This is a genomic window from Allobranchiibius huperziae (genome assembly GCF_013410455.1).
In the GTDB taxonomy this organism is placed as follows: domain Bacteria; phylum Actinomycetota; class Actinomycetes; order Actinomycetales; family Dermatophilaceae; genus Allobranchiibius; species Allobranchiibius huperziae.
In genome coordinates this window covers 508,131-528,773 of the sequence record NZ_JACCFW010000001.1, presented here as the reverse complement: position 1 = coordinate 528,773, position 20,643 = coordinate 508,131, and the positions used below count along the sequence as shown (strand labels likewise).

24 protein-coding genes are annotated in these 20,643 nt (G+C 71.0%); 8 read left to right on the top strand and 16 right to left on the bottom strand.

The features are described from left to right. Positions 1 to 160: 160 nt before the first annotated feature. Positions 161 to 1,534 carry an HNH endonuclease signature motif containing protein gene (locus HNR15_RS02560; protein WP_179478868.1) on the top strand — a complete coding sequence of 458 codons (1,374 nt, stop codon included), beginning with the start codon at positions 161 to 163 and terminating at the stop codon, positions 1,532 to 1,534. 92 nt (positions 1,535 to 1,626) lie between these two features. Here HNR15_RS02560 and HNR15_RS02555 read toward each other — a convergent pair whose 3' ends face one another. The 5 genes from HNR15_RS02555 to HNR15_RS02535 all read right to left on the bottom strand — a co-directional run bounded on the left by HNR15_RS02555 (position 1,627) and on the right by HNR15_RS02535 (position 5,122). After that, the gene (locus HNR15_RS02555; protein WP_179478866.1) at positions 1,627 to 2,520 is read right to left on the bottom strand and encodes a DUF3027 domain-containing protein; all 894 of its coding nucleotides are present in this window, start codon (positions 2,518 to 2,520) and stop codon (positions 1,627 to 1,629) included. Positions 2,521 to 2,524: 4 nt separating this feature from the next. Next, complete coding sequence (locus HNR15_RS02550) at positions 2,525 to 2,908, bottom strand: cold shock domain-containing protein (protein ID WP_179478864.1); 384 nt, start codon at positions 2,906 to 2,908, stop codon at positions 2,525 to 2,527. A gap of 62 nt (positions 2,909 to 2,970) precedes the next feature. Beyond that, positions 2,971 to 3,600, bottom strand: coding sequence for an HAD hydrolase-like protein (locus tag HNR15_RS02545; RefSeq protein WP_179478862.1), 630 nt, complete (start codon positions 3,598 to 3,600; stop codon positions 2,971 to 2,973). Beyond that, positions 3,597 to 4,187, bottom strand: coding sequence for a hypothetical protein (locus tag HNR15_RS02540; protein ID WP_179478860.1), 591 nt, complete (start codon positions 4,185 to 4,187; stop codon positions 3,597 to 3,599). The genes HNR15_RS02545 and HNR15_RS02540 overlap by 4 nt, the downstream gene beginning before the upstream one ends. Beyond that, positions 4,187 to 5,122, bottom strand: a complete 936-nt coding sequence (locus tag HNR15_RS02535; RefSeq protein ID WP_179478858.1) for a 1,4-dihydroxy-2-naphthoyl-CoA synthase — start codon at positions 5,120 to 5,122, stop codon at positions 4,187 to 4,189. The genes HNR15_RS02540 and HNR15_RS02535 overlap by 1 nt, the downstream gene beginning before the upstream one ends. Positions 5,123 to 5,203: 81 nt before the next feature. On the opposite strand from HNR15_RS02535, the gene HNR15_RS02530 reads away from it, so the two are divergent. Together HNR15_RS02530 and HNR15_RS02525 are read left to right on the top strand one after the other, a co-directional pair. Then, the gene (locus tag HNR15_RS02530; protein ID WP_179478856.1) at positions 5,204 to 5,869 is read left to right on the top strand and encodes a maleylpyruvate isomerase family mycothiol-dependent enzyme; all 666 of its coding nucleotides are present in this window, start codon (positions 5,204 to 5,206) and stop codon (positions 5,867 to 5,869) included. After that, complete coding sequence (locus HNR15_RS02525; RefSeq protein ID WP_179478855.1) at positions 5,866 to 6,891, top strand: o-succinylbenzoate synthase; 1,026 nt, start codon at positions 5,866 to 5,868, stop codon at positions 6,889 to 6,891. Before HNR15_RS02530 ends, HNR15_RS02525 begins: the two co-directional genes overlap by 4 nt. Here HNR15_RS02525 and HNR15_RS02520 read toward each other — a convergent pair. Then, positions 6,863 to 7,639, bottom strand: a complete 777-nt coding sequence (locus HNR15_RS02520) for an inositol monophosphatase family protein (RefSeq protein WP_343048385.1) — start codon at positions 7,637 to 7,639, stop codon at positions 6,863 to 6,865. The genes HNR15_RS02525 and HNR15_RS02520 overlap by 29 nt on opposite strands. Beyond that, positions 7,636 to 8,373: an SDR family oxidoreductase gene (locus HNR15_RS02515; protein ID WP_179478854.1), complete on the bottom strand. Its 738-nt coding sequence runs from the start codon at positions 8,371 to 8,373 to the stop codon at positions 7,636 to 7,638. The genes HNR15_RS02520 and HNR15_RS02515 overlap by 4 nt, the downstream gene beginning before the upstream one ends. Before the next feature lie 38 nt (positions 8,374 to 8,411). Between HNR15_RS02515 and menE the strand changes: the two genes are divergently transcribed. From menE to HNR15_RS02490, 5 genes are all read left to right on the top strand, one after another. Beyond that, entirely contained in the window at positions 8,412 to 9,569 is a 1,158-nt protein-coding gene (gene menE / locus HNR15_RS02510) for an o-succinylbenzoate--CoA ligase (RefSeq protein ID WP_179478853.1), read from the top strand. A gap of 40 nt (positions 9,570 to 9,609) precedes the next feature. Further along, positions 9,610 to 10,494: a 1,4-dihydroxy-2-naphthoate polyprenyltransferase gene (locus HNR15_RS02505; protein ID WP_179478852.1), complete on the top strand. Its 885-nt coding sequence runs from the start codon at positions 9,610 to 9,612 to the stop codon at positions 10,492 to 10,494. A gap of 45 nt (positions 10,495 to 10,539) precedes the next feature. Then, positions 10,540 to 11,052 carry a GNAT family N-acetyltransferase gene (locus tag HNR15_RS02500; protein WP_179478851.1) on the top strand — a complete coding sequence of 171 codons (513 nt, stop codon included), beginning with the start codon at positions 10,540 to 10,542 and terminating at the stop codon, positions 11,050 to 11,052. 64 nt (positions 11,053 to 11,116) lie between these two features. Continuing rightward, the gene (locus HNR15_RS02495; protein WP_179478850.1) at positions 11,117 to 11,500 is read left to right on the top strand and encodes a DUF2255 family protein; all 384 of its coding nucleotides are present in this window, start codon (positions 11,117 to 11,119) and stop codon (positions 11,498 to 11,500) included. A gap of 61 nt (positions 11,501 to 11,561) precedes the next feature. Then, complete coding sequence (locus HNR15_RS02490; RefSeq protein ID WP_179478849.1) at positions 11,562 to 12,917, top strand: type I glutamate--ammonia ligase; 1,356 nt, start codon at positions 11,562 to 11,564, stop codon at positions 12,915 to 12,917. A 7-nt stretch (positions 12,918 to 12,924) separates the two neighbouring features. On the opposite strand, the gene HNR15_RS02485 is transcribed toward HNR15_RS02490, so the two are convergent. From HNR15_RS02485 to HNR15_RS02445, 9 genes are all read right to left on the bottom strand, one after another. Next, positions 12,925 to 13,668 carry an N-acyl homoserine lactonase family protein gene (locus tag HNR15_RS02485; protein WP_218883516.1) on the bottom strand — a complete coding sequence of 248 codons (744 nt, stop codon included), beginning with the start codon at positions 13,666 to 13,668 and terminating at the stop codon, positions 12,925 to 12,927. Positions 13,669 to 13,691: 23 nt separating this feature from the next. Further along, on the bottom strand, positions 13,692 to 13,925 hold the full coding sequence (locus HNR15_RS02480) for a DUF4229 domain-containing protein (protein ID WP_179478848.1): 234 nt from the start codon (positions 13,923 to 13,925) through the stop codon (positions 13,692 to 13,694). Positions 13,926 to 13,930: 5 nt separating this feature from the next. Then, positions 13,931 to 14,929, bottom strand: coding sequence for a c-type cytochrome biogenesis protein CcsB (gene ccsB, locus HNR15_RS02475; RefSeq protein ID WP_179478846.1), 999 nt, complete (start codon positions 14,927 to 14,929; stop codon positions 13,931 to 13,933). Then, a complete protein-coding gene (gene resB, locus HNR15_RS02470; RefSeq protein WP_179478844.1) occupies positions 14,926 to 16,548 on the bottom strand; it encodes a cytochrome c biogenesis protein ResB in 1,623 nt (540 codons plus the stop codon). The genes ccsB and resB overlap by 4 nt, the downstream gene beginning before the upstream one ends. Beyond that, entirely contained in the window at positions 16,548 to 17,297 is a 750-nt protein-coding gene (locus HNR15_RS02465; protein WP_179478842.1) for a cytochrome c biogenesis CcdA family protein, read from the bottom strand. The genes resB and HNR15_RS02465 overlap by 1 nt, the downstream gene beginning before the upstream one ends. A 5-nt stretch (positions 17,298 to 17,302) precedes the next feature. Beyond that, a complete protein-coding gene (locus HNR15_RS02460; RefSeq protein ID WP_179478840.1) occupies positions 17,303 to 17,893 on the bottom strand; it encodes a TlpA family protein disulfide reductase in 591 nt (196 codons plus the stop codon). Next, on the bottom strand, positions 17,890 to 18,537 hold the full coding sequence (locus HNR15_RS02455) for a histidine phosphatase family protein (protein WP_179478838.1): 648 nt from the start codon (positions 18,535 to 18,537) through the stop codon (positions 17,890 to 17,892). Before HNR15_RS02455 ends, HNR15_RS02460 begins: the two co-directional genes overlap by 4 nt. 81 nt (positions 18,538 to 18,618) lie before the next feature. After that, positions 18,619 to 19,932, bottom strand: coding sequence for a glutamate-1-semialdehyde 2,1-aminomutase (gene hemL / locus HNR15_RS02450; RefSeq protein WP_179478836.1), 1,314 nt, complete (start codon positions 19,930 to 19,932; stop codon positions 18,619 to 18,621). 190 nt (positions 19,933 to 20,122) lie between these two features. Then, positions 20,123 to 20,599: a MarR family transcriptional regulator gene (locus tag HNR15_RS02445; RefSeq protein ID WP_179478834.1), complete on the bottom strand. Its 477-nt coding sequence runs from the start codon at positions 20,597 to 20,599 to the stop codon at positions 20,123 to 20,125. Positions 20,600 to 20,643 lie beyond the last annotated feature (44 nt).

Here is a 20,643-nt window from a genome sequence, read left to right as displayed (position 1 = left end):
CGAAAAATGTCACCTCGGCGCAGGGGAATGTGGATAACTCAAGCTCGGATCGTGAACATTGGCAGTAGTTTTCGTGGTTCAACCTCTTGCGTGACATATCGAACACGCGTATGATTCAAGATAGACGGCAAGGGGCGCCGTCATCAGCGCAGGAGGGGCCATGGCGCAGTCGAAAACTGAGCACCGGCGCCCTGCTGCGCCGGGTACCGGTGACCGATTGATGGCTCTGCTGGGCAAGTTCGCTGCCGGGCTGGACGAATGGCCGGACGCTCTGTGGCAACTGGACGAAGCGGCCCTGGGTGAGGTCGTCGGGGGCATGCTGCGGATCACAGCTCGCGCGGAGAACGTCGCCGCGCTGGCGACCGCGGATGCGCTGAGTCGGGGGACCGTGGCGAACTCCACGGCGACGGGTGCTCCGGCGTGGGTCGCCCGTCAGGCAGCTGGTGTCGAACCCGCGGTGGTGCGCCGGGTGGGTTCGGTGGGCGTGGACTGTGCGGATCCGGCCAATCAGGTGGTTGTTGAGGCGTTGGCGACCGGGTCGGCGAGTGTGCCGGTGGCTGCTGCCGCGTTACGGCAGGTGCCAATGATCCTGCCGCAGCTGCCGACCGTGGATCGGGATGACCTGCTGGGCCGGTACCTGTCGTTGTCGGACTACGGCGCAAAGACGTTGCGGGAGTTGACCACCCGCATCCTGGGGGAGTACGCGCCGCAGCAGCTGGTGCGGGATGAGGAGCGTCAGCAGGAGTGTGAGTCGGTGTTCTGGGCCGACCTACCGTCCGGGTGGACCCGGTTCGTCGCCGAACTCTCGAGCGGGCACGCCGCCATGGTCAAGCACGCCCTGCGCGCCTTATCCGCTCCCGCGCCGGTGGCAGCTGGCGGCGAAGGGCCAGAGCGGGATACTCGCACGCCGGCCAAGCGGCGAGCGGACGCCCTGGTGTGCTTGGTCGACACCGCCGCCGGCGTCCTCGATGGCACCAGCTCGCGGCCGGTCGGAGAGTTCGGCGGCACCGCGAAGATCCTGGTGACCCTCGACTACAACACTCTGTACGAGGGGCTCCGCGAAACGGGTCGGCTCGGCCAACATGGTTCAGACGACGGCGGATTCGCACCGACGTACCTGCCGGGTGTCGGGCGCACCACCGACGGTGAGCATCTCGACGCGGGCACCCTGCGACGGATGGCGTGCGACGCCGACCTCATCCCCGCAGTCCTCGGCACCGACTCCGAACCGTTGGACGTCAGGCGCGCGAAACGCCTCTTCACCGGAGGACTCAGAACGGCCGTTATCCACCGAGACCGGCACTGCACGTTCCCCGGCTGTGATCGGCCACCGGACTGGTGCGATGCACATCATGTGACGCCCTGGTGGGCCGGCGGCGAAACGAACCTCGGCAACGCGGCCCTGCTCTGCGCGCGACATCACACGATCGTGCACCGCGACCTCCTCACCGCCCAGGTCACCGCCACCGGCGTCACCTGGGATCTCACGCCAGGCCTGATGCCCACCTGGCCCGGACAGCGGGCCGCCGCGTGACGCTGACGGCGTTTACGTTCATCGACGGCGTTCGAACACCGTCAACGAACGCGAACACCGTCAACGTGGAGCGCGATCGGGTGTGGCGAACTTCAGGCCTCCTGCGGCCCGTCGTCCGGTGCGTCGGACTCGGAGGTCGCGTCGGTCGGCTCGGGGAGTTCGGACTCTGCCGCGGCCGGCTCGACCTCCACCGCGGCGGGCGGCTCCTGCTCGGGCGCAGCAGGCGCGGGCTCGGAGACCTCCAGCGCGAACTCGTCCAGCACATGGCCCTGTTCGGGCTCGGAGGACGGCAGATCCAGCTCGACCTCGCTGTGCGCGCCGCACCCGTGGTCCAGGGAGACCACGGCGCCGTCGCTCGGCGACCAGGCGTTGGTGCAGACCCCGAAGACCTGGCGCAGTGCACCGGCCATGGGCAGGAAGAAACCGCAGGTCGTGCACTGTGCCGGTGCCTTCACGGCGATCTCGGACGTGGGCCCGTGCGCGCCGTCGTACCAGCGCTGCGCAGCCTCGTCGCGACCCTCCGCGGACAGCACGCGCGGTCGTCCGAGGCCCAGTTCGAAGAAGCCCGTCTCGTCGACGTCCTCATCGCCGGTGGCCTCGAAGCCGGCCTCCAGGCGCGGGTCGTCCTCGATGTACGGCGTGATGTCGCCGGCGCCGATGTCACCGGGCGCCAAGCGCTCGGCGTACGGCAGCCACTCGGGCGACAGGACGGCCTGGTCGCCGGGGAGCAGGTTGGCCTCGCAGACCGTCGCAATCTTCGCGCGGGGGGCGCGGGCAACGGAGATCGACCAGTGCCAACCCTGGTATCCCCTGCGCTCGCAAGCGAACTGGTGCATAGCCAGGCGCTCGTCGAGCATCACGACACCCAGGTGCTCACCGACGTCCTCGGCGGAGGAGATCTCGACGGCGGCCGCGCGGGCGACCTCGACCGCATCGGTCAGGACCTTGTCGGCCTTGGGCCGCGTCGAGCGCGTCTTGGTGGGCATGGACTCAGACCTCGAGGTCGTCGGCGACCGCGCGGAGGACGGCGGCGATCTTGCCACTCTGCGCCTTGTCGGGGTAGCGGCCGCGGCGCAGTCCGTTGCCGAGCCCGTCGAGCATCTTGATCAGGTCCTCGACGATGAGGCTCATGTCGTCGGCGGGCTTGCGGTGGCGGGCAGCGAGCGAGGGGGCGGCGTCCAGGATCTTCACGCTCAGCGCCTGCGCGCCGCGACGGCCCTCGGCCACGCTGTACTCCACGCGGGTGCCGCCCTTGACCACGGTCGTGCCGGTGGGCAGGGCGCTGGAGGGCAGGAAGACGTCCTGGCCGTCGTCGCCGGAGACGAATCCGAAGCCCTTCTCGGAATCGAAGAATTTGACCTTGCCGCTGGGCACGATGCACCTACTCGTTCGCTGCGTGTTGGGGTGTTCCGTCGCATTTCCGCTGACGGACAAGGTTAACCCGTCGAGGCGGCTCGCTCGAACTCATTGAGCCGCTCCCCCAGAGCCACCAGGTCTGGCACGACGGCGTCGGCCCCGGCTTTTCTCAGCATCGCCTCGTCGTGCGGCCCGGTCGTCACGCCGACCGCGTACGCCGAGGCGGCCCGGGCGGCGTACATGTCGCCCTGGTGGTCACCGACGTACATCCGCGCGTCGTGAGCGCGCAGCGGGACCGCCTTGTCCTCGGCGAACACCGCCCCGACCACCACATCCGGGCGCAGGCCCACGTGCTCGAGCACCGCGTGCACCGCCGCGGGAGCCTTGGCACTCACCACCAGCACCCGGCCGCCGTCGGCGTGGATCAGCTCGACCAGCTCGACCGCCCCCGGGAGGGCGGTGGTCAGTCGTACAGCGTGCTGTAGATAGACCGCCCGGTAGTCGTCAGCCGCGCCGCGCACCTGCTCAGCGGGGAGGAAACCGCCCAGGTTGGCCTCCAGCGGAGCGCCGATCAGCGGCCACAGCTGCTCGTCGCGTGCGGTGACACCGCGAGCGGACAGCACCCGCTGCATGCATTCGACGATCCCCCGCCGGGAGTCGACCAGGGTCATGTCGAGGTCGAACCCCACGACGAACGGCGCGCCGCTCACCACTGGTTCGGTGCCCCGCTCTGGGTCCACCGGCGGCGCTCGCCGGAGGAGCTCACGAGCCGCACGATCGCGAAGATCACCAGTGCGAGCCCGAGCAGCCCGAAGACGGCCGCACCGGCGAAGCCGAGGAGCACCGGGATCCCGATGTCGTGACCGAGGCCGTCGATCCTGCTCTGGGTGGCGACCCGGAAGGACGCGTCGCCGCAGTCGAGCCGGTAACTGCCCGCCGTGGTCGAGGTGAAGGCGGCCGCCTCCGTGTCGTCGTTGATGGTGCTGCCGGAGCTGCTGACGAAGCGGATGAACTGCCCGGACGGGTCCAGCGCGCCGCACCGCGCGCCCGCGCCGATCTGGTCGGCGGTGCCGCGGGAGGCCAGGAGGACGTACCGGGTCGACGCCTCCAGCCGCTGCGGGGCCGACGCCGTCCATCGGCCGTGCTGCAGGGCGTCCAGGCCGCTGCGCACGCCGGTCCAGATCCCGAGGCCCAGGCATCCGGGCGCCAGGATCAGCAGACAGACCAGCCCGATTCCGAGCGGCCACCAGCCGCGAGTGCGCGGTGGTCCCGCTGGGTCGACGTAGTGGTCGTTCATCAGAAGTACCAGGGGTAGGGCGACCAGTCGGGGTCGCGCTTCTCCAGGAACGAATCGCGGCCCTCGACGGCCTCGTCGGTCATGTACGCCAGGCGGGTCGCCTCGCCCGCGAAGACCTGCTGCCCCATCAGACCGTCGTCGGTGAGGTTCATGGCGAACTTCAGCATCCGCTGCGCGGTCGGGGACTTGCCGTTGATCTCGGCCGCGACCTGGATCGCCTCGCGTTCGAGCTCCGCGTGGTCGGCCACGATGTTGACCGCGCCCATCCGCTGCATGGCCTCCGCGTCGTACGTGCGGCCCAGGAAGAAGATCTCGCGCGCGAACTTCTGGCCGACCTGCTTGGCCAGGTACGCCGACCCGTAGCCCGCGTCGAACGAGCCGACGTCCGCGTCGGTCTGCTTGAACCGCGCGTGCTGGCGGCTCGCGATGGTCAGATCGCACACCACGTGCAGCGAGTGGCCGCCGCCCGCTGCCCAGCCGCCGACGACCGCGATCACGACCTTCGGCATCGTGCGGATCAGCCGCTGCACCTCCAGGATGTGCAGCCGCCCGCCCTGCGCCTTGACCCGCGCGGCGTCCACGGTGTCGGCGGTCTCGCCCTCCGCGTACTGGTATCCGCTGCGCCCGCGGATGCGCTGATCGCCGCCGGAGCAGAAACTCCACTTGCCGTCCTTGGGGCTCGGGCCGTTGCCGGTGAGCAGGATCGCGCCGACGTCGGGGGTCATCCGCGCGTGGTCGAGCACCCGGTAGAGCTCGTCGACGGTGTGCGGCCGGAACGCGTTCAGCACCTCCGGACGGTCGAAGGCGATCCGGACCGTGCCGCGCGCCGGGCCCTCCAGCGTGCACCGGTGATAGGTGATGTCGGTCAGGTCGAAGCCGGCCACCGGCTCCCAGGACGAGGGATCGAACGGCTGGTCGGCGGCTGCGTCGGTCACGCGGACGACTGTATGCCGGGCGGTCGTGCGGGTGCACTCCCTGCCGGTCGCGGCTGTCGACCCGGTCGTACTGTCGGTGCCATGGATGCGGTGCAGGAGTGGAAGGACGCCCAGGCGCGCGTCATCGAGCTGGTCGAGGGGCTGTCCGCGGACGCGGCGGAGACGATCGTCCCCGCGTGCCCGGACTGGACCGTGCGCGACCTGCTGTCGCACATGATCGGTCTGGACGCCGACGTCCTCGCCGGTGACGAGCCCGATGACCACAACGAGGCGTGGACCGGCCGACAGGTCGACCAGCGCCGTGGGCGGGACGTCGCGGCTCTGGTCGACGAATGGCGTTCGCTCACCGAGCCTCTCGCGACATGGATGCAGGCGCACACCACCCGCCCGCTCGGCGACGTGGTGATCCACGAACAGGACCTGCGCGCCGCGCTGCACTCCCCGGGTGCCCGGGACACCAATGGGCTGCGCGCGTTGCGCGACCGGATGGCGGACGGGTTCGCCGAGCGGGTGCGTGACACCGGCGCCTCCACGATCGAACTCCGTTCACCAACGTGGCAGTTCGTCGCGGGCGAAGGTGCGCCGGCGGTGCGGGTGGAGGCCTCGGAGTTCGACCTGACCCGCGCGCTGATGTCACGCCGCAGCGCCGACCAGCTGCGCGCCTGGACCGTGGAGGGCGACATCGAGTCGTACGTCGAGCTCTTCGCCGGCCTGGGGCCGCTGCCGCACGACGCACCACCGGAGTGAGCCTCGTGAGCAGCGCCGACGTACCCGCTCTCGGGGATCTGCTCGACGGTCTGAGAGTCGTGAGCATCCCCCTGCGCACCCGGTTCCGCGGCATCGAATATCGCGAGATCGCTTACCTGGCAGGCCCGTCCGGCTACGGGGAGTTCGCGCCGTTCCTTGAGTACGAGCCGCCGGAGGCGTCGCGATGGCTGCTGGCCGCGATCGAGGCGGCGTACGACGAGTGGCCCGTCGCGGTCCGCGAGAGCGTTCCGGTCAATGCGACCGTCCCTGCCGTCGACGCGGTCGACGTGCCCGCCGTCCTCGCACGCTACGACGGCTGCACGACCGCCAAGGTGAAGGTCGCCGAGCGCGGGCAGCGCCCGGCCGACGACCTGGCGCGAGTGGCGGAGGTGCGCAACGTCCTCGGCGCGGACGGCCGGGTGCGGGTGGATGCCAACGGCGGCTGGTCCGTGGAGGAGGCCGCCGCGTCCCTCGAACGCCTTGCGGCGTATGGACTGGAGTACGCCGAACAGCCCTGCGCGACCGTCGAGGAGCTGGTCGAGTTGCGAACCCTGTTGGCGCACAGGGGCGTCGACGTGCGGATCGCGGCCGACGAGTCGATCCGCAAGGCCGAGGACCCGCTGCGGGTCGCGCGGCTCGGCGCCGCCGACATCGCCGTGGTCAAGGTCGCACCTCTGGGCGGCGTGCGCGCTGCCCTCGCTGTCGCGCAGGAGTGCGGACTGCCTATCGTGGTCTCGAGCGCGCTGGACTCCAGTGTGGGCATCGCCGCCGGCCTCGCCCTGGCGGCGGCGCTGCCGTCGCTGGAGCACGCCTGCGGGCTCGGCACGGTCGAGCTGCTCGAAGGCGACGTGACCACGGATCGCCTAGTGCCGCAGGCAGGTTCGCTGCAGGTCCGCAATCCCGAGGTCTCCCCCGAACTGCTCGACCGGTGGGCGGCAGCGCCGGACCGGGTCCAGTGGTGGCAGGACCGCGTCTCGGCCTGCCGAACAGCACTCAGCGCAGATCGCGCAAGGGACCTCTGACCGACTCGAACAACTCGGGCGTCGCAGCCGCGAGCAGCGGCTTCGTGAGGCTGCCCGCGTCGTATGCGCCACCGTCGAGGTAACCGACGGCCCCGCCCACCTCGGCGACGATCAGCGAGCCCGGCACGTGGTCCCACGGCATCACGGATCGATAGAGCAGGTAGTCGCACTCGCCGACGGCCAGCTTGGGGTAGTCGATCCCGCAGCTGACCCAGGTCAGGGTCAGCGGCTCGAACCCGGCCGGGGTTCGGCCGATCATGGCCCGGTCCGACGTACGCCCGTCCGCCGGCTCGTGCGCCGCCCGCTGCTCCAGCCGCACGCCGTCGCGGTAGGCGCCCGAGCCGCGTTCGGCGACGTACGCCGCCCGGTGCTCGGGCTGCCAGATCCACGCGCGCACCGGCTGGCCCCCACGTACCTCGCCGATCATCATGGCGTGGTCGACCGAACCGTGCACGAAGTTCTTGGTGCCGTCGATCGGGTCGACCGTGAAGAAGTCCTGCGTCGTCCGGGCGGCGGTGAGCAGCGACGGGTCACCCGCGACCGCCTCCTCGCCCACGACGAGCACACCGGGGTACGCCGCCCGCAGCCGCGCGGTGATCAGCACCTCCGCCTCGCGGTCGGCGACGGTCACCAGGTCGCCGGGATTCTTCTCCATCACCTGGTCGGCCGACAGGGCCCGGAACCGTGGCGTGACGACCTGCTCCCCGACCTCCTGCAGGAGGGCCAGGATCTCCTCGGTCTGCATCATTCGCGGTCGATCTTGTCCTTGCTGGCCTGCGCTCGGGGCCGCACCAGGATGCTGTCGAGGTTGACGTGCTCGGGCTGACCGGCGACGAACGCCACGCACTCGGCGATGTCCTCGGCCGTCAGCGGCCCCTTCACCCCCCGGTAGACCGCGTCCGCCCTCGCTTGGTCGCCGCCGAGGCGCACGAGGCTGAACTCGGGCGTTGCCACCATCCCGGGGTCGATCTCGCAGACCCGGACGGGCTGATCCCACAGCTCCAGCCGCAGCGACCCCATCAGCGCCTGCACCGCCGCCTTCACGCCGCAGTAGCCCGCGCCGCCCTCGTACGGCGCCCACGCTGCGTACGACCCGGTCGCGAGGATCGTGCCGTGCCCGGCGGTCAGCGCGGGAAGCAGCGCCTTGATCGTCGCGGCGACGCCGATCACGTTGACCTCGTACATCTTCCGCCAGTCATCGAGATCGGCCGTGGCCACCGGGTCGAGACCGTAGGCGCCACCGGCGTTCGCGAAGAGCAGGTCGATCCGGTCGCCCGCCCCCTCGGCGAGCGCAGCCACGTCGGCGCTCGACGTCACATCGCAGCGCACCGCGCGTCCGCCGATCTCGCGGGCCAGACCGTCGATCCGGTCGGTTCGACGCGCCGCGCAGATCACCTCGAAGCCGTCCGCCGCGAGCCGCCGGGCCGACGCCTCCCCGATCCCGCTGCTCGCGCCGGTCACCACTGCGATCCGCTTGGTCATGGGGGCAACGATAGGGCCGCGGCCTACGCTTGCTGACCGTGCCGACCCTCGTCCCGTACGCCGTCCGCCCGGATGACGTCGGCGCGTACCGCAGCGCGCTGGGTCAGGCATTGGAGGGGACGGGGCCCGCGCTCGCGCCCGACTCCGCTGCGTTGCCCGATGGTCCCCTCCCGGACGATCTGGCCCTGGTCGTCAGCACGTCCGGGTCGACCGGCTCCCCCAAGCGGGCGATGCTGACCGCGGCGGCGCTGCGGGCGAGCGCGGACGCGACGCACGAGCGACTCGGCGGTCCCGGCCAGTGGTTGCTGGCCATGCCGGCCCACCACATCGCCGGCACCCAGGTGATCATCCGGTCGCTGCGCGCCGAGACCGACCTGCTGGTGCTGGACCGGTTCGACGTCGACGGATTCGTCGCTCGCACCGCGCAGCTGACCGAGGAGCGCGCGTACACCTCGGTGGTGCCCACCCAGCTCGGCCGGTTGCTCGACGCGGCGCCGGAGTCCCTGCGCCGCTACGACGGGATCCTCCTCGGCGGGGCCGCGGCCTCACCGACCCTGCTCGCGCGCGCCGCGGACGCCGGGGTGCGGGTGCTCACGACGTACGGGATGAGCGAGACCGCAGGTGGCTGCGTCTACGACGGCGTGCCCCTGGCGGGTGTGTCGGTCGAGCTGGAGGACGACGGGCGGATCACGCTGGCCGGCCCGACGATCGCGCACGGCTACCTGGCCGACCCCGAGCGCACGGAAGCGGCGTTCGACCTCTCGACCCCGCTGCGGCGGTTCCGCACGGACGACCTCGGTGAGGTGCGCGACGGGGTGCTGCGGGTGCTCGGGCGCCGTGACGACGTGATCGTCACCGGCGGCATGAAGGTCGCTCCGCAGGTCGTGCAGGACGCGGCGGCCGCGCTCCCCGGGGTCGCGGACGCGGTGGCGCTGGCGCTCCCGGACCCCGAGTGGGGGCAGGTGGTCGCGCTGGCCGTCGTCCCCACCCGTTTTGGACATGCGCAACGGGGCACATCCGACCCGCTGCGCATGTCCGATTCATGGACGGTGCACGAGGTGCGCGACGCACTGCGAGGCGATCTCCCGGCGTACGCGCTGCCCCGCCGGCTGCTCGTGCTGGACGCGCTCCCGCTGCGCGGACCAGGTAAGCCGGACCGCGTGGCGCTGGCGGCCCTACCCGGATGGCAGGATTGAGCCACCTCCCCGCACGTCCGAAAGGCAGCCGCACCCCACCATGGCCACGTTGAACCAGTGGGTGCAGGGCGCCCGGCCGCGCACCCTGCCCCTCGCCGTCGCCCCCGTGGTGGCAGGCACCGGAGCGGCGTACGCGCTGCGGCACGCCAACCCGGCGTACGCCGTGCTCGCCCTGCTCGTCGCCGTCAGCCTGCAGATCGGCGTGAACTACGCCAACGACTACTCCGACGGCATCCGCGGCACCGACGACGAGCGCGTCGGCCCGGTCCGGCTGGTCGGGCAGCGGCTGGCGACGGCGGGCAACGTCAAGCTCGCGGCCTTCATGGCGTTCGGTTTCGCCGCGCTGTGCGGGCTGGCGCTCGTGGCGCTGGCCAACCAGTTCTGGCTGCTGCTCATCGGGGTCCTCGCCATCGTCGCCGCATGGAAGTACACCGGCGGCAAACACCCGTACGGCTACCTCGGCCTCGGCGAGCTCTTCGTCTTCGTCTTCTTCGGCCTCGTCGCCACGCTGGGCACCACCTACACCCAGGTCGGGCACGTCGAGAGCGCCACGTGGGCTGCCGCCGTGGGCGTGGGCGCGATGGCGTGCGCGGTGCTCGTCGCCAACAACCTGCGAGACATCCCGGGCGACCGCGAGGTCGGCAAGCGGACCCTGGCCGTGCGGATGGGCGAGCACGGCACGGCGATCTTCTACGTCTTCCTGCTCTGCGTCGCGCTGGCAGCAACCATCTTCGCGGCCCACACCCGCACGTGGACGCTGCTCGGGATCCTCGGCGTGGGCGCGGCCGTCCCGTCCATGCTGCTGATCGTGCGAGGCACCCGCGGTCGGGCGCTGATCCCCGCGATCGCCGGCACCAGCCTCGCGGCGCTCGGGTACGGCGTGCTGCTCGGCCTCGGTTTCTACCTCGACTACCTGGTCGGCTGATTCATCACTGCTGCTCACTCGGCACGACGAGGGCATGATGCTGCGGTGACGACAGCACATGGCGACAGCGGCGGCCCTGCGATCCGGGCTGCCGCGATCGAGGACGTCCCGGCGATCGCGGCCCTGGTCGACCGGATGTGGCGCACGACGTACGCCGATCTGGTCGACGATTCCTTCTGGGCGACCGTGCCGATGACGTTCTGGGCCGCGGAGGTCCGCTCCCACCTCTGCGTCGCGCCGACCGCGCTCGTCGCGGTCGAGGGGGACGACGTCGTCGGATGGGTGTGCAGCGGCCCGGCCCGTTCGGAGCAGATCGACATCCCACGGGCGCGCAGCCGCGAGCTCTACACCCTGTACGTCGGCGCCCCCGGCCACGGCCTCGGCCAACACCTCCTCGACGCCGCGCTCCCGAACGACGAGCCGGCCGAACTCTGGGTCTTCGAGGCCAACCTCGCGGCGCAGCGCTTCTATCGGCGCAACGGCTTCACGCCGGAGGGCAGCCGGCACGTCTACCTGCCCGAGACCGCGGCCCTGCCGGAGATCCGGATGGTGCGCTGACCCCACGCGGCATGATGGATGGTGACGGCGTCGGCGGACGGTCGATGCGGATCGGAGCAGCGTCATGACCTCTTCGTGGTCCACCGACGAGGCGGCTCATATCGCCGCCGCCGACGAACTGCAGATCGCCGTCAGGCGGGCGGACGGGACGTTGCGCCGGTGGGTGACGATCTGGGTCGTGTGCGTCGGCACGGAGGTGTACGTGCGGACCTGGTACCGGCGCGACACCGGCTGGTTCGGTCACGCGACCAGGTCCCTGAAGGGCCGCATCGAGGTCCCCGGCCTCGAGGCCGACGTCACCATCGAGGACGTCGGCAGCCGCCCCGCCGAGCTGCGCGCGGACGTCGACGCCGCTTACCGCGCCAAGTACGGCAGCACCTCCGGGGACCGGATGGTCGGCGACGACGCGGCCGACGCCACCCTGCGGCTGGTGCCCGACCGTCCCTGACGGTGATTCCGGCGCCGTCGGATTGCGGATGGTTCGGTGACCGACCCGGCATGATGCTGCGATGACGACTTCGCAGCACGCCGATCGCGAGAAGTTCGAGCACCTGCGCACGACGCTCGAGACGGCCGGGGTGCGGGCGGTGCTCGGCACCACCGTCAACGCCGCAGGGCTGACTCTCGCCAAGAGCGTGCCGATGCCGCGCTTTGAGGCGTTCCACCGCACGGGCCTCGGGGCGGCACGGGTGTGGCCGGTGTTCTGCATCGACGCCGCGATCGCCTCCGCCCCGGGCATCGACGCCACCGGAGATCTGCGGCTGCGCATCGACATCGATGCGCTGCACGACCTCGGCGACGGACTCGCGTGGGCCCCGGCCGATCTGCGGACACAGCAGGGGGATCCGGTCGGCGCGTGCACGCGCAGCCTCCTGCGGACCGTCGAGCAGCAGCTGGCGACCGCGGGGTTGGCGGCACTCGTCGGGCACGAGCTGGAGTTCGTGCTGGTCGGCTCCGACGGAGCGGCGCAGGGCAGCGGCTGGGTGCCGTACGGCGCGACCGGACTGCTCGACCAGGAGGCCTTCGCCTCCGACCTGCTCATGGCCGCCCAGGCCGGCGGGCTCCGGATCGAGCAGCTGCACAGCGAGTACGGCCCGCAGCAGTTCGAGTTCTCCCTCGCACCGCAGTCCCCGGTCGACGCGGCCGACGCCGTCGTGCTGGCCAAGCTCCTCGTCGGGCGCACGGCGCGACGTCACGGGATGCGGGCGTCGTTCTCCCCCAAGCCGTTCCACGGGGCGGTGGGCAACGGTGCGCACCAGCACTTCTCGCTGCAACGGGACGGCCGGCCGCTCTTCGGAGGCGGTGACGGACCACACGGCATGACCAGCGACGGCGGTGCCGCGATAGGCGGCGTCCTGCGCGGGCTGGCCGAGGTGCAGGGTCTGCTGACCGGGTCGCTGCTCTCCGGTGCGCGCCTCTCCCCCGGCATGTGGTCCGGCGCGCACGCCGGCTGGGGGCTGGAGAACAGGGAGACCGCCGTCCGCCTCATCCGGGGCAGCACCCCGGGCGGCTCCAATGTCGAGGTGAAGTGCATCGACCCGTCCGCCGGCGTCTACGCCGCGAGCGCGGCGGTGTTGGCGCTCGCCCTCGAGGGCATCACCGACGGCACGTCGTTGCCCGCCGAGGTCGACGAAGACCCCAGCGGATGGAGCGACGAGGACCGGGCTGCGGCCGGGGTGCCCCTGCTACCCGACGACCTGGCGACCGTCCTGGCGGCGCTCGACGGATCCACGCGCGCCAGGCGGCTGCTGGGCGACGACATCGTCGACGCCACGGTCGGCGTACGACGGCACGAGCTCGACACCTACGGTGACCGGGAACCGGAGGAGGTCGCCGAGCTGTTCCGGCTCGCCTGGTCGATCTGACGCCGGCTCAGCGATAGGAGTCGTGTGGCGCGAGACGCAGGGACTGGGGCCGCGACCGGTCGTGGCCGTAGATCAGCAGCCCGCCCGTCGCGTCGGCCAGCTCCCGTAGTGAGTACGCGCTGCGCCGAGCCGCCACCGGGTCGTGATGGGCCGTCCAGTCGTCCCGCTCGAAGCTGCTCGCGACGTGCACAGCATCTCCCGCGAGGATCACCGTCCCGGTCTGCGGGAGCTGCACCACTACGGACTGATGACCGGGCGTGTGTCCTGGAGTGGGCAGCACCCGCACCCCCGGCGCGACCTCGGCCGGGCCGTCGAGCAGCTCGTACGCCAGCTGCGGCAGGTCCCAGAACCGCGCCGGGTAGTCGGGGTTGTCGCGCGCGAAATCGACCAGGGCACGCTGCACGAAGCACCGCGCGTGCGGGAAGAGGTCGTTGTCGCCGGCGTGGTCGAAATGCAGGTGGGTGTTGACGACGTACCCGACGTCCGCGGGCGTCAGACCGAGCTCACCGAGCCGGTGGGTGAGCGTGTCCGCAGGAGTCATCACCCCGCGCAGATCGCCCTCGGAGTCCGTCCCCCGCCAGGCCAGGTCCGCGTCGTAGACGTGACCCCGGTGCATCCCCGTGTCGACGAGCAGGTGGGCGCCGTCGGCGAGCCGCACCAGGTACGCCGAGACCGGGAGCCGCAGACGTGACCCGCCCGACCGGGGCGCCACGGTCGAGGCGGTGCAGCCGCACACCCCCAGGTCGAGCACCCACAGCTGCTCGGCGCAGGAGGTCAGTCGTCGTCCTCGGCCGTGCGCATCGCGTCGGCCTTCTCGCGCTTCTTTTCGACCCGGCGCTCGACCTGGGCGGCGAACCGCTCACGAGGCACCCGCAGGGCGTAGACCGAGATGACCGCGGACACCACTGCGGAGATCACCAGCAGCGGCCAGCCGCGCAGCTGGCAGAACCACAACGCGATGAGGACGAGGAAGAACGTCGACAGGCGCAGGAGGGTGTAGCGGGCCATTCAGGTCACAGCCCCGAATAGGAGTGCTGGCCGACGAAGTAGACGTTGACGACGCCGTAGTTGATCAGGATCGCGGCAAAACCGGCCAGCGCGATGTACGCCGCCTTCTTGCCGGACCAGCCGGCCGTCGCGCGGGCGTGCAGGTAGGCGGCGTAGACGACCCAGATGACGAGCGTCCAGACCTCCTTGGGGTCCCAGTTCCAGTAGTGGCCCCAGGCCTCCTGCGCCCAGATCGCCCCGGCGATGAGCGTGAAGGTCCACATCGGGAACGCCACGATGAGCACGCCGTACGTCGTGCGGTCCAGCGACGCGGCGGACGGCAGCGCGTCCATCCACTTGAGGCGCTCGCGACCCGCCTCGCCCCGCTCGTCGCGCCAGTTCTGCACGAAGTAGGCCACGGTCAAGCTGAACGCCAGCGTCGACAGCGCCACGGACAGGGTCGCGACGGTGACGTGGATGGACAGCCAGTAGCTCTGCAGCGACGGCATCAGCGAGCTGGCCGCGGTGTAGTAGACGACGGCGGCGAGCATCTCGAAGAGCACGATCGGGCCGGTCACAAAGACGCCGAGCCAGCGGATGTCGGACTTCAGGCTCCACGCGAGGAAGAACACCATGGCGAACATGCAGCCGACCATGGAGAACTCGTACATGTTGCCCAGAGGCGGGCGACCCACCGCGATGGTGCGGGTGGCGACGGCGACGATGAGCAGCAGCGTGCCGAGCCAGGACAGCGACATGCCGATGCCGCCCCACTGCCGCTTCTCCGGCGTCAGCTGCGTGGTGGCGGGCGCGTCGACGAGCACGTCGCCGTCGGCCGTGGCCCGGGTCTGCGCGGCGGCGGAACGACGAGCCTCCAGACGCGCCGCTCGGTGCGGCGCACCGGCCAGGTCGAGCGCGAAGGAGACCATCGCCAGCGTGAGCACCAGCGCCGAGGCCCACAGGAAGTGGGAGGAGAGGGTGGCGACGCCCGTGTTGATGTGGTCGTTGCTGAAGTCGAGCTTCATGTGCGGGCACCTGCCTGAGTACGGAGCTGTACGTGCGTGCTGTCATCGCCGGCCACCGCGAGCGCCAGCCCGTCGATCGCCACCTGCAACCGCGGGTCCTCGCCCTTGGCAAGGCCGCCGACCCTGACCAGGCTACGCGCGGGATCCTGGGGGTCCGCCGACACCTTGACGAAGACCCGCCGGCGGCGCAGCGTCATCGACATGATCAGCCCGATCAGGCCGAGCAGCGCGCCGTAGAGCGCGGGCATCTTGCCGGGGTCGTGCCGGGTCGAGAGGCCCGCCCAGCGCTGCACGTTGTCGAAGGTGATCGAGCCCCGTCCGCCGGGCAGCTTCGTCGTCTGTCCGGGCTTGAGGACGATGCGCAGCGGCTGCTTGGCCTGGGCGCCGGTGCCCTGCACCTGCTTCATCGCCGAGGTGTCGAGCGTGTAGACCGACTGCGGAGCGTTCCCCGGGAAGAGGTTGCCGACGTACATCCCGAGCACCAGCGCGGGGTCCTTGGGCGCCGGGAAGGTGGAGACCGGTCCGAGGGTGTCGGAGAACGCCGCGGTCGGTAGGAAGAAACCGAAGAAGCCCATCTGCTTCGCAGCAGGCAGCGACGACACCTTGATCGCGCCGGTGGACTTGTAGTTGTTGTCCTGGGACAGGAACGGCGTCTCCTGCCGGTAGAGCACGTTGCCCTTGGCGTCGCGCACGGTGATCATCGGCGCGTAGCCGTTGCCGAGCAGGTAGACCGAGCTGCCGCCGATCGGCAGCGAGTGGTTGACGGAGATCACCTCGCGCTTGGACTTGCCGTTCGTGCCGGTGACCGTGGTGTACGCGGTGAAGTGGCGCGGCTGGCCGTACTGCGGCGACGTCGGCGGCACCTTGTCCTCGAACGACACGTCCAGGCTGTTCAGGCGGATCGACCACGGGCTGAACTTCGAGTCGTCGACGAGCGGCCCGAGGTTCTCGGTGTCGTAGCCGCCGCTGTTGGAGAAGCCCTGGCCGACCGGCACGATCACGTCGGCGCGCCATCCCCACAGGTGCCCCGCGGCGACGGCCAACACAACCCAGATCAGGCACGAGTGGAAGATCAGGTTGCCGGTCTCGCGCATCCGACCGGCTTCCGCCGCGATGGACCACGACGACTGCGCACTGCCCTCGACGGTCTCGTCCTCGCGCACCCGGTAGCGCTTGCGCTTCAGCACCTCCCGCGCGCGGTCGAGCACGACGTCGGCCGGTTCGTCGACGCTGCGCTCGACGTACGCCGGCAGTCGCGACAGGTTCTTCGGCGTCCGCGGCACCGGCGCCCGCAGCGTGCGCAGGTGGATGCGGATGCGCGGGATCACGCAGCCGATGAGCGAGATGATCAGCAGGATGTAGATCGCCGCGAACCACGGCGACGTGAAGACGTTGAAGAAGCCCAGTCGGTCGAGCCACGGCGCCAGGCTCGGGTGGTTGGTCTTGTACGTCGCGACGCGGCCGGCGTCGATGCCGGTCTGCGGGATGATCGACCCGGGGATCGCCGCGACCGCCAGCAGCAGGAGCAGGAACAGCGCCGTGCGCATCGAGGTCAGCTGCCGCCAGAACCATCGAGCGGTCCCGAGCGGGCCGAGCCGGGGCTGGGTGATGGTGCTCATCAGATCGCCGGCTCGAACGCGCCGTTGCCGACGAGCTGTGTCTGGATCCAGGCCACGAAGTCCTCCCAGAGACCGCTCACCATGAGCACTCCCACGATGAGCATCAAGGTGCCGCCGACCAGCTGCACCGCCCGGTGGTGGTCGCGCAGCCAGCGCGACGCGCGTTCGGCACGGGACCATCCCGCGGCGATGAGCACGAAGGGGATGCCGAGCCCGATCGTGTAGCAGACGGCGAGCAGTACACCGCGCGGCACCGGCCCGCCCTCATGGCCGAGCGGGGCCGCCGCGACCTGGATCGCGCCGTAGACCGGACCGACGCACGGACTCATCCCGAGCCCGAACACCACTCCGAGCAGCGGTGCGCCGAACAGGCCGGCGGCGGGGCGCCAGCTGACCGGCAGCCCGCGTTGCCCGATGAATCCCAGGTAGACCAGTGCCAGCAGGATGACGACGACCCCGCCGACCCGGGTCACCAGACCCAGGTGGTTGCGCGTCAGGTCCAGCGCCCAGTTGAGGGCGATCGAGATGCCGACCAGGACCACGCCGAAACCGAGCACGAACAGCAGCGCGCCCGAGACGAGTCGGGTACGGCGGCGTTCGTCGGTCAGACCGGTCACGTAGGCGAGGAATCCGGGCACCAGCGGCAGCACGCACGGCGAGGCGAAGGACACCAAGCCGGCGACGAGAGCGAGCCCCACCGCGAGCGGGAGGCTGCCGGTGGCCACGACCTGCTGCACGTCGGCTGACATCGCCGTCACTTGCCGGACAGGGTGTCGTCGACCAGGCCCACCAAGGTGGTGCTGTCGACCGGTCCGGTGACCCGGGCCGCCACGCGGTGCTGGGAGTCCAGCACGAGGGTGGTCGGCGGGCTGTTCTTGAAGTTGCCGCCGAGCGCGGCGATCGTTCGGCCGTCGCCGTACTGCAGCGACGGATAGGTCATGCCCCGCTCCCGCGTCGTCGCGAGCGCGGTGTCGGCGCCCTCCTTGAAGTCCAGGCCCATCATCACGACCGGCTGGCCGCTGGCCTTCAGCTGCGTCCACGCCTTCTGCAGGTCGGCGAACTCCGTCTGGCACGGCCCGCACCATGAACCCCAGACGTTGAGCACGACGACCTTGCCCTTGGCATCGGCGCTGCTCGACCACGGCGCACCGGTCAGCTCCGTGCCGGAGACCGCGAGCGGCTTGCCTCGCTGCGCGACCGACAACTGCTCGACGGCGCCCCCACCGCCGGTGCCGCCGGCGTTGCGGGCCTGCCCGCCGATGGTGTTGCCTCCGCCACCGCTGCTGCACGCCGTCAGTAGGACGGCCGCGCACACCGCACCCGCGGTCAGACGTAGCGGCCTCATGCGCCGACCACCGCGGAGGCGAGGGGCAGCAGCGAGGCGGCCGGCTCGGCGTACGTCACCATCGTGACCTCCGGCCCGCGGAAGGTAAGGCTCGTGACCGAGGCGAGCGTGCACTCGCGGTTGCGCGGGTTGTGCCACAGGCGGCGGTGTTCGGCGTCGAGCCGCGAGATCCACACGGGCAACTGGTGACTCACGATCACTGCCTCCCGACCTTCGGCCTTCACCCGTGCATCGGCGATCGCCGCGCGCATGCGGGCGGCGATCTGTGCGTACGGCTCGCCCCAGGACGGCTTGACCGGGTTGACCAGCTTCGGCCAGAAGCGCGGTTGGAGCAGCTGACGGGGCGAGACGCCCACTGTCAGCCCCTCGAAGTCGTTGTCGGCCTCGATGACCCGATCGTCCAGCGTCACCGGCAGCCGGGCCACCTCGGCGAGCGGCTCGATCGTCTGCTGAGCGCGTTCGAGAGGCGAGGACACGAGGTGGGCGATGTCGTTGTCGGCGAGGTAGGCCGCGGTCATGTGCGCCATCCGCACGCCGAGCTCCGACAGCTTGAAACCCGGCATCCTGCCGTAGAGCACCTTGCCCGGGTTGTAGACCTCCCCGTGGCGCACCAGGTGCACGATCGTGCGGTCCCCTCCCGTCATGTCCCCCAGTTTCTCATCCATGTCTGTGTGGTTCGTGACCGCCGGGGCACCGCCGCGAACACGGCGCGCAGGGGCGGCGATTCAGGCCGCCGCTGCGGCAGCGGCAGCCGTCGGCAGCGCCGCGAGTACGGCGTCGACGGCCTCGTCGTCGTGCGAGGCGCTGACGAACCACGACTCGAACGCGCTGGGCGGCAGATGCACGCCCTGCTGCAGCATCGAGTGGAAGAACCGCCCGAACGCCGCCGTGTCCTGATCGCGCGCATCGTCGTAGTCGCGCACCCGCTCCTCACGGAAGAACACGTTGAACATCGAGCCGGCGCGGCCGATCACGTGGGGCACCCCGGCTACGTTCAGCGCCTCGGTGGCACCAGCGATCAGTGCGTCGCTGACCTGCGTCAGCCGGTCGTAGACCGCCGCTGTGCACCCGCGCAGCGTCGCGAGCCCTGCGGCCGTCGCGACGGGGTTCCCCGACAGCGTGCCCGCCTGGTAGACCGGCCCGTCCGGTGCGAGCCGGCTCATCAGCTCGGCCGACCCGCCGAACGCCGCCGCCGGGAAGCCGCCACCCATCACCTTGCCGAAGGTGAACAGGTCCGGTGCGCCGCCCTCGGGCTCGCCCTCCAGGCCGTACCAGCCGGCGGCCGAGCAGCGGAAGCCGGTCATCACCTCGTCGCTGATCAGCAGCGCCCCGTGTTCTCGGGTGATCCGCCGCAGCGCAGCGGTGAACCCGGGCTCCGGCGGCACCACGCCCATGTTGCCGGCGGCCGCCTCGGTGATGACGCAGGCGATCTCGTCGCCGTGCTCCGCGAACGCCGCCTCGACGGCGGACACGTCGTTGTAGGGCAGCACGATGGTCTCGTGCGCGCTGGAGACCGGCACTCCGGCCGAGTCCGGCAGCGCGAACGTCGCCAGCCCACTGCCGGCCGCGGCCAGCAGCGCGTCGACGTGGCCGTGGTAGCAGCCGGCGAACTTCACGACCTTGCTGCGGCCGGTCGCGCCGCGCGCGAGGCGCAGCGCGCTCATCGTCGCCTCCGTGCCGGAGCTCACCAGGCGCACCTGCTCCAGCGGCGCGACCCGGTCGACGATCTCGGCGGCGAGCAGGACCTCGTTCTCACTCGGCGTGCCGAAGGAGAACCCCTTGGCCGCCGCCTCCCGCACGGCCTGCTCGACGTCCGGGTGGGCGTGCCCGAGGATCATCGGCCCCCACGAGCAGATGAGGTCGACGTAGCGGTTGCCGTCGACGTCCGTGAGCCAGGGACCCGTGCCGGACGCCATGAAACGCGGTGTGCCGCCTACGGATCGGAAGGCTCGCACCGGCGAGTTCACCCCGCCGGGGATCACCGTGCGCGCGGTGCGCATCAACTCGTCGGACCGGGTGGTGGGCTGTGCAGAAGGCATGGCGCCATCCTCGCAGGCCCTGCGCCGCCCGGTTCGGCCCCCACCAGGGCCGGTCAGCGGGTGGCAGGTGGTCACCCTGTGTCCAGGTGGTCGCTCTGCGTCCTCGGCCAGTGCTGCAGCACTGGCCGAGGACGCGAACTGCGCACCCCGACACAGAGCGACGCGTTGCCGCGGTCGGGCAGCTGACGGGTCAGGCGACCTCGGTGTCCTTGCCGGTCAGATGCCGGCGTACGGCGTCCATCGCGTCGCCCAGCACCTCCAGGTCGCTCGCACCGATCTGCTCGATGAAGTGCTCGCGCACCCCCTGCACGTGCAGGCGTGCGGCGCGGCGCACGGTGTCCCATCCGGGCACCGTGAGGGAGAGGACCACACCGCGACGATCCTCGGGCGCGTCACTGCGCACGACCCACCCGCGACGTTCCAGACGGTTGGCGGTGTGGGTGACCCGGCTGCGGGACTGGATGATCAGGTCGGCGAGCTGACTCATCCGCATCGATCCCTCGGGGGCCTCCGAGAGCATCGACAGCAGCTCGTACTCCGCGAACGAGAGCCCGGCGCCCTGCAACTCGGTGTCCAGGCGCACTTCGAGGGCGCGGCTGGCACGTAGATAGGCGCGCCAGGCGTGCTGCTGTTCCTTGGTCAGCCAGACCTGGTCGGTGGCTGTCACGGACGCCCGCTCATGGCAGCCGAGCCTACCGCCGACCGACCTTC

Excerpts from the sequence above, each read along its gene's own strand:
- HNR15_RS02505 (WP_179478852.1), top strand. The coding sequence starts at position 9,610 with ATGGCCACGTTGAACCAGTGGGTGCAGGGCGCCCGGCCGCGCACCCTG.
- HNR15_RS02465 (WP_179478842.1), bottom strand. The coding sequence starts at position 17,297 with ATGTCAGCCGACGTGCAGCAGGTCGTGGCCACCGGCAGCCTCCCGCTC.
- HNR15_RS02520 (WP_343048385.1), bottom strand. The coding sequence starts at position 7,639 with ATGATGCAGACCGAGGAGATCCTGGCCCTCCTGCAGGAGGTCGGGGAG.
- resB (WP_179478844.1), bottom strand. The coding sequence starts at position 16,548 with ATGAGCACCATCACCCAGCCCCGGCTCGGCCCGCTCGGGACCGCTCGA.
- HNR15_RS02495 (WP_179478850.1), top strand. The coding sequence starts at position 11,117 with ATGACCTCTTCGTGGTCCACCGACGAGGCGGCTCATATCGCCGCCGCC.
- HNR15_RS02555 (WP_179478866.1), bottom strand. The coding sequence starts at position 2,520 with ATGCCCACCAAGACGCGCTCGACGCGGCCCAAGGCCGACAAGGTCCTG.
- ccsB (WP_179478846.1), bottom strand. The coding sequence starts at position 14,929 with ATGAAGCTCGACTTCAGCAACGACCACATCAACACGGGCGTCGCCACC.
- HNR15_RS02560 (WP_179478868.1), top strand. The coding sequence starts at position 161 with ATGGCGCAGTCGAAAACTGAGCACCGGCGCCCTGCTGCGCCGGGTACC.
- HNR15_RS02460 (WP_179478840.1), bottom strand. The coding sequence starts at position 17,893 with ATGAGGCCGCTACGTCTGACCGCGGGTGCGGTGTGCGCGGCCGTCCTA.
- HNR15_RS02455 (WP_179478838.1), bottom strand. The coding sequence starts at position 18,537 with ATGACGGGAGGGGACCGCACGATCGTGCACCTGGTGCGCCACGGGGAG.
- HNR15_RS02540 (WP_179478860.1), bottom strand. The coding sequence starts at position 4,187 with ATGAACGACCACTACGTCGACCCAGCGGGACCACCGCGCACTCGCGGC.
- HNR15_RS02480 (WP_179478848.1), bottom strand. The coding sequence starts at position 13,925 with ATGGCCCGCTACACCCTCCTGCGCCTGTCGACGTTCTTCCTCGTCCTC.
- hemL (WP_179478836.1), bottom strand. The coding sequence starts at position 19,932 with ATGCCTTCTGCACAGCCCACCACCCGGTCCGACGAGTTGATGCGCACC.
- HNR15_RS02515 (WP_179478854.1), bottom strand. The coding sequence starts at position 8,373 with ATGACCAAGCGGATCGCAGTGGTGACCGGCGCGAGCAGCGGGATCGGG.
- HNR15_RS02490 (WP_179478849.1), top strand. The coding sequence starts at position 11,562 with ATGACGACTTCGCAGCACGCCGATCGCGAGAAGTTCGAGCACCTGCGC.
- HNR15_RS02530 (WP_179478856.1), top strand. The coding sequence starts at position 5,204 with ATGGATGCGGTGCAGGAGTGGAAGGACGCCCAGGCGCGCGTCATCGAG.